11 protein-coding genes are annotated in these 12,496 nt (G+C 60.0%); 5 read left to right on the plus strand and 6 right to left on the minus strand.

Features of this window, described 5'->3' with window-relative positions:
- Window positions 1-7: 7 nt before the first annotated feature.
- From BCF11_RS21470 to BCF11_RS21490, 5 genes are all read right to left on the minus strand, one after another.
- Window positions 8-1,498: a DNA polymerase Y family protein gene (locus BCF11_RS21470; RefSeq protein WP_098496541.1), complete on the minus strand. Its 1,491-nt coding sequence runs from the start codon at window positions 1,496-1,498 to the stop codon at window positions 8-10.
- Window positions 1,431-2,228: a translesion DNA synthesis-associated protein ImuA gene (imuA, locus tag BCF11_RS21475; protein WP_098496542.1), complete on the minus strand. Its 798-nt coding sequence runs from the start codon at window positions 2,226-2,228 to the stop codon at window positions 1,431-1,433. Before imuA ends, BCF11_RS21470 begins: the two co-directional genes overlap by 68 nt.
- A gap of 708 nt (window positions 2,229-2,936) precedes the next feature.
- Window positions 2,937-3,650, minus strand: coding sequence for an amino acid ABC transporter permease (locus BCF11_RS21480; RefSeq protein WP_098497631.1), 714 nt, complete (start codon window positions 3,648-3,650; stop codon window positions 2,937-2,939).
- A 2-nt stretch (window positions 3,651-3,652) separates the two neighbouring features.
- Entirely contained in the window at window positions 3,653-4,411 is a 759-nt protein-coding gene (locus BCF11_RS21485) for an amino acid ABC transporter permease (RefSeq protein WP_098496543.1), read from the minus strand.
- Between the two features lie 113 nt (window positions 4,412-4,524).
- On the minus strand, window positions 4,525-5,340 hold the full coding sequence (locus BCF11_RS21490) for an ABC transporter substrate-binding protein (protein WP_098496544.1): 816 nt from the start codon (window positions 5,338-5,340) through the stop codon (window positions 4,525-4,527).
- Between the two features lie 219 nt (window positions 5,341-5,559).
- Between BCF11_RS21490 and BCF11_RS21495 the strand changes: the two genes are divergently transcribed.
- The gene (locus BCF11_RS21495) at window positions 5,560-6,318 is read left to right on the plus strand and encodes an SDR family oxidoreductase (protein WP_098497632.1); all 759 of its coding nucleotides are present in this window, start codon (window positions 5,560-5,562) and stop codon (window positions 6,316-6,318) included.
- Between the two features lie 33 nt (window positions 6,319-6,351).
- On the opposite strand, the gene BCF11_RS21500 is transcribed toward BCF11_RS21495, so the two are convergent.
- Entirely contained in the window at window positions 6,352-6,921 is a 570-nt protein-coding gene (locus BCF11_RS21500) for a flavin reductase family protein (protein WP_098497633.1), read from the minus strand.
- Between the two features lie 780 nt (window positions 6,922-7,701).
- Between BCF11_RS21500 and BCF11_RS21505 the strand changes: the two genes are divergently transcribed.
- From BCF11_RS21505 to BCF11_RS21515, 4 genes are all read left to right on the plus strand, one after another.
- Window positions 7,702-7,893 carry a hypothetical protein gene (locus BCF11_RS21505; protein WP_098496545.1) on the plus strand — a complete coding sequence of 64 codons (192 nt, stop codon included), beginning with the start codon at window positions 7,702-7,704 and terminating at the stop codon, window positions 7,891-7,893.
- A 9-nt stretch (window positions 7,894-7,902) separates the two neighbouring features.
- Window positions 7,903-8,055 (plus strand): hypothetical protein, encoded by a 153-nt coding sequence (locus tag BCF11_RS28065; RefSeq protein WP_158229251.1) that lies wholly within the window; start codon window positions 7,903-7,905, stop codon window positions 8,053-8,055.
- Window positions 8,056-8,305: 250 nt separating this feature from the next.
- Window positions 8,306-11,071 carry a magnesium-translocating P-type ATPase gene (mgtA, locus tag BCF11_RS21510; RefSeq protein WP_098496546.1) on the plus strand — a complete coding sequence of 922 codons (2,766 nt, stop codon included), beginning with the start codon at window positions 8,306-8,308 and terminating at the stop codon, window positions 11,069-11,071.
- A gap of 106 nt (window positions 11,072-11,177) precedes the next feature.
- Window positions 11,178-12,365: a porin gene (locus BCF11_RS21515; RefSeq protein WP_098496547.1), complete on the plus strand. Its 1,188-nt coding sequence runs from the start codon at window positions 11,178-11,180 to the stop codon at window positions 12,363-12,365.
- Window positions 12,366-12,496 lie beyond the last annotated feature (131 nt).

Here is a 12,496-nt window from a genome sequence, read left to right on the forward strand (position 1 = left end):
CTTGCTGTCAGGCGAACAAGCCATGCAGGAACCAGTGGATTTCATCGCTGCTGCGCTGCCGGTAGATCCAGTAGCAGGCGGCGTCTTCGCCTTCCGCGATGAAATAATCGCGCACCGCCGCCACGCCGTCCCACCAGCTGCATTCGATGCGTTCAGGGCCGGCCAGCAGCCGCAAGGGCGAGCTGTAGAAGGGGCGGTGATTGCGTATCGTCAAGGCCAGCGGCGCCTGCAACAGCCAGAACGGGCGCGGCGGCTGGACTTCGCGCTTGCTCTCGTCAGGCGGCTGGCGGCCAGCGGCGGTAGCGGCTTGCCAGTTATTTGCGATTTCCGGCCGGTGATCGGCGCGCGCCGCCGGCTGCAGCACATTCTCGTTGCCCAGCCGCGCGCTTAACAGTTCCAGCAAGCGGGCATAGGCGCCCGGCGTGCCGCCCGGTTCGGGAAACAGCGAGGCGGTCGGCGGCAACATCGGCGCCACCTGGGTGGCTTGCAGGCGCAAGGCAATCACCGGCGCCTCAAGCTGCAATCGGCCCAGCCGTTCTTTCAGCAGGCGCAGCAGGTGTTCTTCATGCCAGGCGGCTTCGGCCAGCGAAATTTCCAGCGGCGTCGGCGTAATCGCCTGGCGGCCGCGTTCATGTTCCAGCGACAGCAGGAAACAGGAGACCGCCAGCTGCTGCGCCACCAGCCAGCCAGTCATCTGCAGGATCAGGCGGCGCGCGGCAAACAGCACCGCCTCGGCATGCTCGATGCGGTCCGGCAGTTCCAGCCAGGCGGAAAAAGTCGGCGGCGGCTGCACCCAGTCGAAGATTTCCGGCGCCGTGCCGTAGGCGCGGTCCATGCTTGCCAACAGCTGCTGGTCGCTGCGCCGCTGCAGGCCGGCGCGCGGCAGCTTGCGCAGATCGGCCAAGGTCTGGCAGCCGATGCCAGTCAGCCATTCCTGGTAAGGGCGCGCCGCAGGCAGGATCACGAACGGCAGCGCGTCCAGCCGGCGCTGCATGCTGGCCATGCCTAGGCTACGCCGTTGCCGCGGCAAGGGAGGGTTGCGATGGCGCCGTCGAAAGCGCGCCAGCAGCCATGCCCCTTGGGCGGTCGGCGCCATGCTGAGCTGGAGGCTGAAGCCGAGTGCCTGGACGCTGTCGCGGATGCGGCGGCACAGCGCCAAGCGGCCGCCGAAAGCGCTCAGGCTGGCGCTGACATCGAGCAGCAGCGAATCTTCTTCGGCATGCGTGACCTCCGGCGTGTACTGCAACAGGGTCAGCGCGATATCGTCGCGCGCCCCTTGTTCGCGCGTTGTTTCGCGTTCGCACAGCAGCGTTTCCGGCGCCAGCGCCAGCACGCCGCCGCGGCGCATGCCCGGCCGCACGCTGGCGGCTGCCGCGCTGGCGCTCATGGCCAGCACCTGCTCATGTTCCAGGACCGCGAACATGCAGGGCTTAGACCAGCGCGGGCGCAAGGTTTCCAGCGCCAACAGCGGGAGATGTATGCCTATCCAGAGTGCCATGGTGGGGTGTTGCCGCAGGGTTTAATAAAGTGAAGGGAGGCGCGACCAGATCGGTCTCAGTCTCAGTCTCGGGAACGGTGGCCGGCAGCGGCAGGTAGAAAGCATGTTCATGTTGCGGCCCTTTGCGCTTGAGCAGTTGGATCTCGACGCCATTGCGGGCCGGCTGCAAGGACAGGCGCAAGGGCGAGGGCGACGATTCGTGGGCGGCGCTGAGCGGACGGATCATCCACAACATGGTATCGCTGGCCTGTGCCGCCAGATGCAGGCGGCGCAAGGCTTCGCCGCGGATATGCGGCTGCCACATCAGCAGCGCGCCGCAGCTGCCGTTGCGCAAAACCTGTTCCGCCGACCACAGCGCATCGGTGCTGCGCCCGGTCTTAATCCAAAGCAATTTCTCGCTAGCCAGCCCGGCGGCTTCCCAGGCTGCCAGCTGCGGCAGGTGCGGCGGCTGCAGCAGCACGATCCGCCGCTGCTGCGCAATCTGCAGCAGGGCTGGCTGCAGCAGCCGCATCTCGCCGCAGCCGCTCTGATGCAGCAGCAGTTCAATCAACGCCGAATGCGGCCAGCCGCCGTTCGGCAACTCCCTATCCAGCGCCGGATAACCGGAAGCCGTGACCGCCCCCTGGTAACTCCCCATCTGGTCCGCCCGCCACAAGGCATGCGGCAAGGTCGAAACAACCGACTGAACCGCAGCGGTGAGGCTGGATGAGGCGCTGGCAGAGAGAGACATGACGAAATGGAAATAGGGCAAAACTTAAGAGAGAATATATTATACTGTATGTATGTACAGTATAAATTCAATCTGAGTTTAGTCAATTCGGTCAATGTTTCATTCTGTTTGCGGGTGATGGTGTTGTCTGTCCTTGCGTTTTGTTGCCGGGGAGGCAACTCCAGTGCTCGCCTAGCTTAGCCAAGGCTGTGGTGTTGGTTTTGCTGTTGCTTTTGAAGTTGCAGTTGACGTGTTCCGCATTGAGACGTTGCCAAATCCGGCGCGTGTCAGCCGGGAATTGTGAGGGGCATGTTTGAGCCGAAGGCGAGTTTTGCCCCTCACCCGGCTGGCGCGCGCCGGATTTGGGGGCCCGACCGAAGGGAGGGCAACGGCTTTGCGGTCGCCTTTTCTTTGCTTACTTTCTTTTGGCCGGGCCGCGCAGGCAAGCAAAAGAAAGTGAGCGGCTGCCGGGCCGCCCCCGGCTTGCTTCTACGGAGTAGTAACCGTTTTAGCAATGCACAGAACGTTCTTAGCATGCCAAGACATATACTCCGTAGCCCGTTAATTAGGGTCAGAGTAATTTTCGCAAAAGGCTGCGAAAAAAACTCTGACCCTAATTAACTAAGCGAAGAGGAAATAAAACGAAAATCACGCAAGGGCCGTAGATCGCGGCGGCAAATAATCGTGGTGAAAATATCGGACTGAATACTGGCCAGGCCACAGTCACAATCAGATAGCGGCAGCCTGAGTTATCTGGCTATCCCGCGCCGGGCGGAAATAGCCAGCCACCAAATGCGCAAACCACCCCAACCCCGAACACAGCAGAAAATAAATCAAGCCGATAAACATGAATATCTCCGCCGGATAAATCATCACCCGGCTGTTGACCTGCGCCGCCACGAACGACAACTCGCCCACCCCGACGATATACGCCAGAGAGCTATCCTTGATCAAGGTCACCCATTGGTTAACGAAAGACGGCAGCATCATCTGCAAAGCCTGCGGCAGCACGATATGCCGCAGCACCGCCACCCGCGTCATCCCCAGCGACAACCCCGCATCCCACTGACCGCCGCCGACGCCGCTGATCCCCGCATGCACCGAATGCGCCAGATAAGCGCCGCCGACCAGCGCCAAGGCGCACATCACCGACAACACCCCCGGCACGTCGACGTGAAATACAACCGGCAACAGGAAATAAGTCCAGAAAATCAGCATCAGCACCGGAATCGCCCGGAAGAAGCCGATCACCGCCGCCAGCAGAAAATTAAGAAAGCCGCGCGACATCGACAAGCCGATGCCCAGCAACAACCCCAGCACTGCCGACGCCAGCGCCGAGCCCAGGCTTAGCAATACGGTCAAGGCAGCGCCGCCCAGCGGCCCGTCGGGATAAGCGCCCCACAGCAGGTAAGGCAGGTTGTCCGTCAATACGCTGAATTGCATGCTCATCGCCGCGCGCTTCCAGTCACGGCCAGGCGCCGGCGCCGCTGCAGCAATTGCCCGGCCATTTCCAGCGCAGCGATCACCGCGATATAAAACAAGGTCGCGACACCGAAAGCCTGGAAAGTCTTGAAGGTTTGCGCCTCCACCTGGCGCGAGGTATAGGACAGCTCGGCCAGGCCGATCGCCATGGTCAGCGAGGTGTTCTTGATGATATTCATGTACTGTCCCAGCAACGGCGGCAGGGCAATCCACACTGCTTGCGGCAGGATCACATAGCGCAGCACCTGCCAGCGCGTCAGGCCGAGCGCGGCGCCGGCCAGTTGCTGGGCCGCGGCGACGCCACGCATGCCGGCGCGGATTTCTTCGCTTATATAGGCGGCGGAATACAGGCTCAGGCCAATCACGGCGCACAGCAGTTCGAAGGATGGCCAGTTCAGCGCCAGATAGCTGCCGAGCGCCAGGCTATGCACGGTATTGAGCCACTCTACCGAACTCTCCGGTAGCAGGCTGGAGACGCCGAAGTACCAGAAAAACAATTGCACCAGCAGCGGCGTATTGCGGAACAAGGCAAGAAAAGCGGCAGCAGGCAGCGCCAGCCAGCGGCGGTGGTTTGAACGCGCAGCGGCGATCACGATGCCGAGCAAGGTGGAGAGCAGGGCGATCACGGCAGAAATATGCAGCGTCATCCACAAGCCATCCATCAGCCAGCCCAGGTATTTGGGGGGCAGCGCCTGCCCCAGCAACGATTGAAACTCGGTCATTTTTACTTTGCAACCAACTACCGGCCCTTAACGGCCAGGAATAAAAAAACACTGGCAATCGGCAAAGACGGCCAGTGCAAGACAGACATCAGGAGAAAATTGCAGAAGAAAGATCAGTTCTGGCTCAGCTTGGTATCGCCGATCTTGAACAGGCGCGGTAGCGGGGATTTGCTGTTGGGGCCGAACCATTTGTCGTAGATCTTGAGGGCGGTGCCATCCTTTTCAAATTCACGCAGGGTGTCGTTGAGCGTATTCACCAGCCGGGTTTCGCCCTTGGGCACGCCGACGCCTTCGTATTCCTCGGAAATGGCGAAAGCCGGGATTTCATATTTTTCCTTGTCCGGAATATTGGCCAGTAGCGCAATCAGCTTGGAGCCATCCTGGGTGATCGCCTGCACATTGCCATTGCGCAGGGCGGCCAGGGCGAACGGCGTATCGTCGTACAGCACGACCTTGGCGGCCGGATATTTTTCGCGCAAGGTGGTTTCCATGGTGGTGCCTTTGTCGGTGCCTATACGCAGCTCAGGGATCTGGGAAGCCGTTTTCAGCACGCCTTTCCTGGTCAGGAACTGCTGGCCGGAAGCGAAGTAGGGGATGCTGAAATCGATCACCTGGGCGCGCTCGGGATTGATGGTGAAATTGGCGAACACCAGGTCGACTTTGCCCGATGTCAGCAAGGGAATCCGGTTGGCCGGATTGGTCGGCACCAGTGCGACCTTGACGCCGAGTTTCCTGGCGACGGCATTGGCGTAATCGACATCCAGGCCGATGATCTTGTTGGTCTTCTGGTCGACAAAGCCGAACGGCGGATTGCCGTCGAAGGTGGCCACGCGCAGCACGCCGGCTTTCTTGATGTCGTCCAGTTTGTCGGCATGGGCCAGGCCGGACAGCAGCGTCAGGCCGGCGAATAAGATGGCAGTTGATTTCATATTGTTTTGGTCCCTGGTAGATGTTCCCGTTTGTTTCCATTGTTCAGGCCGTTCGAAAAATCGAGCGCCATGCAGGGCAGATTAACAAAACAAAATCACTGAGTGAACGACCAAAGTCGCATTTGATTATTACAAGTTTGCAAGCGATGCCGGGGTGAGCGACAGGCTTGAGGCGAAACATCGTTAGAATAAGGAAAATAACCACCCAGGAGCATGGAAATGGCAGTCAGCAAGAAAGTCGCATTAGTCACCGGCGCCGGTTCCGGCATCGGCAAGCACATCGCCCTGGCGCTGCTGCGCAACGATTACACCGTGGTGCTGGCGGGACGCCGCAGCGCCGCCCTGGAAGAAACCATGGCGGCCGCCGGCATGCTGGCGGCGCATGCCTTGGCGGTGCCGGCCGATGTCAGCGACCCGGCGTCTGTGAAGATGCTGTTTGCCAAGGTCAGCGAACAGTTCGGCCGCCTGGATCTGCTGTTCAACAATGCCGGCATCTTCACTAAATCGGCGTCATTGGAGGAGGTTGATTTCGCCCAGTGGAAGGCATCGGTCGACGTCAACCTGACTGGCGCCTTCCTGTGCACGCAGGAAGCGTTCAAGATCATGAAGGCGCAAACGCCGGGCGGCGGCCGCATCATCAACAATGGCTCGATCGCCGCGCATGTGCCGCGGCCGAATTCGGTGGCCTATACCGCCACCAAGCACGCGATTACGGGCCTGACCAAGTCGACTTCGCTGGATGGCCGCAAATACAATATAGCCTGCGGCCAGATCGATATCGGCAATGCCGCCACCGACATGACGGAACGGATGGAGCAGGGCATCCTGCAAGCCAATGGCCAGGTGGCGGTGGAGCCGACCATGGCGGTGGAAAATGTCGCCAATGCGGTGCTCTACATGGCCAGCCTGCCGCTGGATGCGAACGTTCAGTTCATGACAGTGATGGCGACCAATATGCCGTTCATCGGCCGCGGCTAAGCGCCGGCAGGTTTGTTGTGAACTGAGTCCTCGCTACGACTTCAGCTGCACATTGAACGCTTCGCCGGTGGCGAAGAAGGCGCCGCCGGACAGGTAATGCACGGAATGCTGGTCTGCGCTGGGGAAGTGCCAGCGGCCTTCAGAGAACGCCGCGGCATCGGCCCAGGCGGCCACCACCTCGGCGATGAACAGGTCGTAGCGCTGCTGATTATGCGGCTCCGGGATGATCTTGCATTCCAGCCATGCCAGGCAGCCGGACATCAGCGGTGCGCCGATTTTCTGCGATGGAAATGTGGCGATATCCAGCGCCGCGAACTTGTCGCCGTCGCGCCCGGAGCTGGAGCCTACCGCCAATGTCTGTTCGGCCTGCGCGCGGGTAGGAATGTTCAGCGCAAACTCGCCCGAGGCTTCCACCAGTTCACGCGTCAGCGTACTTTTGTCGATCACCACCAGCACTTTGGGCGGATCGAAATCCAGCGCCATGGCCCACGCCGCCGCCATTACATTGCTGGCTCCGGCATGGGCGCTGGTGACGATGGTGGTAGGGCCGTGGTTCAGCAGGCGATAGGCTTTGGCCAGTTCTACAGCTTGGATGTTTTGCATGATGATTTCGGGAGTAGGGTACAACGGCACAGTTTATCCGACTGCCGGATTTTTCGTGCAATGGGCTGGATTGCCACAGCCGGAGCCATGTTTCAGGCAGCGAGCAATTTTGGAAATAGCTGGATTTATGCTTGACATGGCTATTCCTTCATCGATAAACTTCGGGCATTGCATTATATGGAGGTCCATTGTGGACTCTGGTTCTAATAGTAGAAGTGGATGGGCGATCAGCCCGGCACAGCACGCACAGCAGTAGCAGACCTCCCTCCGCTACGACTCTGCGTACGCCGAGTTGTAGATGCGATCAGCAAGACCGCACTTTAAATCCCCATCCAGTCATTTAATCCGTTTGTTCCGGTTATTCCGACGTTTCTGCCGTGCAGTGACGAGATTCTTCGCGCCCCCGCGTTTGCGGCTGTGTCCGCGCTGACTGATCGCGTCCCTGCGTTGCCGGATCCCGGTTCGAGGAGATTGGCATGGTTCATTTTTCCAGGCACGCCGTTGCCGCCCTACGCTGCATGAGCGCTGTCGCTCGTCCACTCCGCCCACCAGCTGCCGGCTGCTTTTGCTGCCGCTCCAGTGCGTTTATAAAGGAATGTTGACATGGACTGTCCCCCCAGTTGTCCCTTACGTAAAACATCTTTAATACGCAAGCAGGGCGCGCAAAGCTTCCATTTCCAGCCTGTTGCATAGTCAACGGCTCTAGTCCGCCGCCTCTGCCTTCGATCACGGTTTTCCTCAGGGAGAACCGCTATGCAAACACGTCTGTCGAGGCCAATCATGACTATCAAATCATTCATCAACGCTCAGCAACAGCGCATCGCAGGAACGCCATCCAAGGGCTGGACTTTCGGCTGGACTTCTGCCCAGGCCGCCAGCCATGCACGCCATAACAGTGATGCGCACTCCCGGCAACACCGCCAACCGGCCCAGAGCTATGGCATGTACGGCACGCTGATAAGCGGCCGCTAAGGGATCGGCATGCATCATCAATTTCTGAGCGCAAGAAGCGCCGTGCTGCTGGCGCTGCTTGCAGCGCTGGCCTGGTTGTTCATCCTGCTGAACCTGTTGTCGCCGCTGGCGGCGCACAGCCGGTCGCATGCCTACGTGGCGCCCATCTTCATGCCGCAGTAAAAGCCAGCTCCCGGCCCGTTACGGGAGCATCCAACCAACCCCTAGCCATTGCAAGGATACACATGGAAGACGACAGCGAAGGTGGCGATAGGCCGCCCGCTTGGATAGTCAGCGCGATAACCACAGCGGGCGACCCTCGTCCCAGTTTTTCTACCAACCGAACACGCTTAGCCGTGGCGCGGCAGGGGATAGTATTGTCTGAATGAAGACAGGATTTTCCCGTGCCGTCCATGCAGCACAGGAAAATCACATGAACCAGACACCCAAAACCAAAGCGGGCAAGCCCAAGCAGAAGCAGAAAGGATTCATCTCCGGATCCTCTGCGCCGGAACAGAAAATCTCGATGCGCGTCGTCGAAGAGTCCGGCAAGCCTATTCAATCGACTTTCAACCGTACCAAAACCTCGCCTTTCGGCCTGTTCAACCATGACGCCGCCGAACGCCTGCAGCGCTCCGGCCCTAATGAGGTAGCGCACGACAAGGCGCCGCACGCCCTGGTGCAGCTGGCCCTGTCTTTCAAGAATCCCTTCGTGATCGTGCTGCTGATACTGGCCACCATCAGCTACATCCTCGATGTCCACCTGGCCGTGCCGGACGAGCGCAGCTGGAAGGGCGTGATCATCCTGGTGACGATGGTGACCATCAGCAGCCTGCTGCGCTTCTTCCAGGAATATCGTTCGAACAAGGCTGCCGAGCGGCTGAAATCGATGGTGCGCACCACCGCCACCGTGCTGCGCCGGACCAATGACGCCGCCAATCCCCAGCGCCAGGAAATTCCGATGCGCGAACTGGTGGTGGGCGATATCGTCAGCCTGCAGGCCGGCGACATGATCCCGGCCGATATCCGCCTGTTTGCCTCACGCGATCTGTTCATCAGCCAGGCGGTGCTCACCGGTGAAGCGCTGCCGGTGGAGAAATACGACACGCTGGGCGCGGTGGCGCAGAAATCCGCCGACGCCAATCCTGCGCTAGATAGCAAGGCCGACCTGCTCGACCTGTCCGATATCTGCTTCATGGGGACCAATGTCGTCAGCGGCACCGCCACTGCGGTGGTGGTAGCCACCGGCGCTAATACCTATTTCGGCTCGCTGGCCGAGAATGTGGTCAGCCACAAGCGCATCGAAACCAGTTTTGACCGTGGCGTCAGCAGCGTTTCCTGGCTGCTGATCCGTTTCATGCTGGTGATGGTTCCCATCGTCTTCATGATCAATGGCGTCACCAAGGGCGACTGGATGTCGGCGCTGACCTTCGCGCTGGCGGTGGCGGTCGGGCTGACGCCGGAAATGCTGCCGATGATCGTCTCGGCCAACCTGGCCAAAGGGGCGATGGCGATGGCGCGCCGTAAGGTGGTGGTGAAGCGCTTGAATTCGGTGCAGAACTTCGGCGCCATGGATGTGCTGTGCACCGACAAGACCGGCACCCTGACCCAGGACAAGATCATCCTGGAGCGCCACCTTGACATCAGCGGCAACAAGGATGAAAGCATCCTGCAGCTGGCGTGGCTGAACAGTTTTCACCAGAGCGGGCAAAAGAACCTGATGGATATCGCCATCGTCAGCCATGCCGACGAGCGCGGTCCGGCCGCCAAGCTGCTGCAATACAGCAAGATCGACGAGATGCCCTTCGACTTCGTGCGGCGCCGTTTGTCGGTGATCGTCGAGGACCAGGCCGGTGCGCAGTTGATGGTGTCCAAGGGCGCCGTCGAAGAAATGCTGGCGGTATGCAGCCACGCGCAAGAAGGCAGCGAGGTACGCCCGCTGGACGCTAAGGCCCGTACCGCACTGCTGGAACAGGCGCGCGAATACAATGAAGAGGGTTATCGGGTATTGATCGTCGCCACGCGCCAGATCGATGCCGCTCACGCCAAGGTGCAGTACAAGACCGAAGATGAAGCCAACCTGGTGGTGCGTGGCTTCCTCACTTTCTTCGATCCGCCCAAGGATTCAGCGGCGCCGGCCATCCGCGCCCTGCAGGAATACGGTGTGGCAGTCAAGGTGCTGACCGGCGATAACGCCATCGTCACGCTCAAGGTCTGCCGCGATGTCGGTCTCGATCCCGGCACGCCGCTGGTCGGCCAGGAAATCGAGGCCATGTCCGAGCAGCAGCTGAACGAGGCAGTCAAGTACACCACCGTGTTCGCCAAACTGACGCCGCTGCAGAAATCGCGCGTGGTCAAGGCGCTGCAGGCCAATGGCCACACCGTCGGCTTCCTCGGCGACGGCATCAACGACGCGCCGGCCTTGCGCGACGCCGACGTCGGCATTTCGGTCGACAGCGGCGCCGATATCGCCAAGGAAACCGCCGACATCATCTTGCTGGAAAAGAGCCTGATGGTGCTGGAAGAAGGCGTGGTCAAGGGCCGCGAGACCTTCGGCAATATCCTCAAGTACCTGAACATGACGGCCAGTTCCAACTTCGGCAATGTGTTTTCGGTGCTGGTGGCTTCCGCCTGGCTGCCGTGGGAACCGATGCTGGCGGTGCACTTGCTGATCCAGAATCTGATCTATGACATCTCGCAGATGATGCTGCCATGGGACAAGATGGATGAAGACTTCCTCAAGAAGCCGCGCAAATGGGATGCCGGCAATATCCGCCGCTTCATGATCTGGATCGGCCCGACTTCGTCGGTATTCGATATCACCACTTATATCCTGATGTGGACCGTGTTCGGCGCCGGCGCGATGTACGCGGCAGATGGCGGCAGTGCCGGCCAGAGCATCATGAATTCCGGCTGGTTCATCGAAGGCCTGGTGTCGCAGACGCTGGTGGTGCATATGCTGCGCACCCGTAAGATTCCGTTCATCCAGAGCACGGCGGCATTGCCGGTATTGCTGTCGACCGCGATTGCCATCGGCATCGGCTGCTACCTGCCGTTCTCGCCGCTGGCGGCATCTATCGGCTTCGTGGCGCTGGACACATCGTACTTCTACTGGCTGATCGCCACCATGGTCGGCTACATGATCCTGGCGCAAACTGTGAAGACCATCTATATCCGCCGTTACGGGCAGTGGTTCTGAACCGGCATTAACACCTAGTCAAACTGCAAGCCGCTGCCGGCAGCAATACGCTCGGCAGCCGGCTTGCGACATCTGAAAACTGTGGAACAAATTATCGGAATATATTATGAAAGTTTTATTGAGCATCATAGGCGGCAGCTGCGCATTGGCGTTTTCTCCTGTAGTCCAGGCGCAAACCGAGATTCCTGTCAGCGAAAAGAAAGCCGCTGCACCAAGCTCCGTAGTGTTTTATGGCGTGCTGGATGCCGGCGTCACCTTCGTCAATAATGAAGGCGGGCACGGCAATACCAAGCTGGACACCGGTGTGATGGAACCGAACCGCTGGGGTGTCAAGGGCGTGGAAGACCTGGGCGGAGGGCTGAGTGTCGTGTTCCAGTTGGAGAGTAGCTTCAACCTGGACGATGGTTCCTTGTCCTCGCCAGGCACGATGTTCGACCGGGTGGCGATGGTCGGCCTCGCTAACCGCTACGGGCAAATAACCTTTGGCACCCAGTACGATCTGATCAACGACTATGTCACGCCTTTCAACATCAGCGCCGGCGCCAGCGGCTACGCCGCGCACCAGGGGAATTTCGACCGCATTGCCGGCAATGCCATCCAGCGCTCGATCAAGCTCGCCAGCGCCGATTTCAAGGGACTGACCTTTGGCGCGCTGTATTCATTTGCCGACAAGAGCTTGCATCCGGACGAAAATGACAGCGAAGGCGCCGGCAGCGGCACGGCCTGGAATATCGGCGCCCGCTATGCACGCGGCCCGTTTTCCGCCGGCGCTGCCTACATGCGGCTGAACACGCCGCGCGGCACCCAGGCGATCGGACCTTATCCAAGCCTGGGCCTGACGCATTTCCTCGGTCAGCCGACCTTTGTCATCGATGCCGAAAGCGGCGAGCGCGTTCCGTTCAAGAACATGGCTATCGACAGCCAGAAGATCTTCGCCATCGGCGCCGCCTATGAAATAGGGAACCTGACCGCCATGGCGAATTTTGCGGATATCGAGTTCCGCGGCTATGGCCAGGCATCGGATCTGCGCCTGCTGGAAATCGGCGGCCGCTACCATCTCAGTGCGGCGCTGGACGGTACGCTGGGCTATCAGCGCATGCATTTCGAAGGCACCAAGGCGAACCAGATTTCGCTGGGGCTGGATTACCACTTGTCCAAGCGCAGCGATCTGTATGTGTCAGCGGATTACCGGCGCGCGTCGCGCGGGGTGAATGGCGTCATCGGCAATTCGTTTGCACCGTCCAGCAATAGTACGCAGAGCCTGTTACGGGTGGGGATGCGGCACGTGTTTTAAGTTGCCGCCCCGGGCGTAGTCATCTGGGGTCGGAGTCGACTTTCGCGGCGCTTTATCGCGAAACTCGACTCCGACCCCACATGACGGATTCGGAGAAAGACGGTGCGCATTCGCGATTTTTTCTCTAACGA

Source organism: Collimonas sp. PA-H2, from assembly GCF_002564105.1.
In the GTDB taxonomy this organism is placed as follows: Bacteria; Pseudomonadota; Gammaproteobacteria; order Burkholderiales; family Burkholderiaceae_D; genus Collimonas.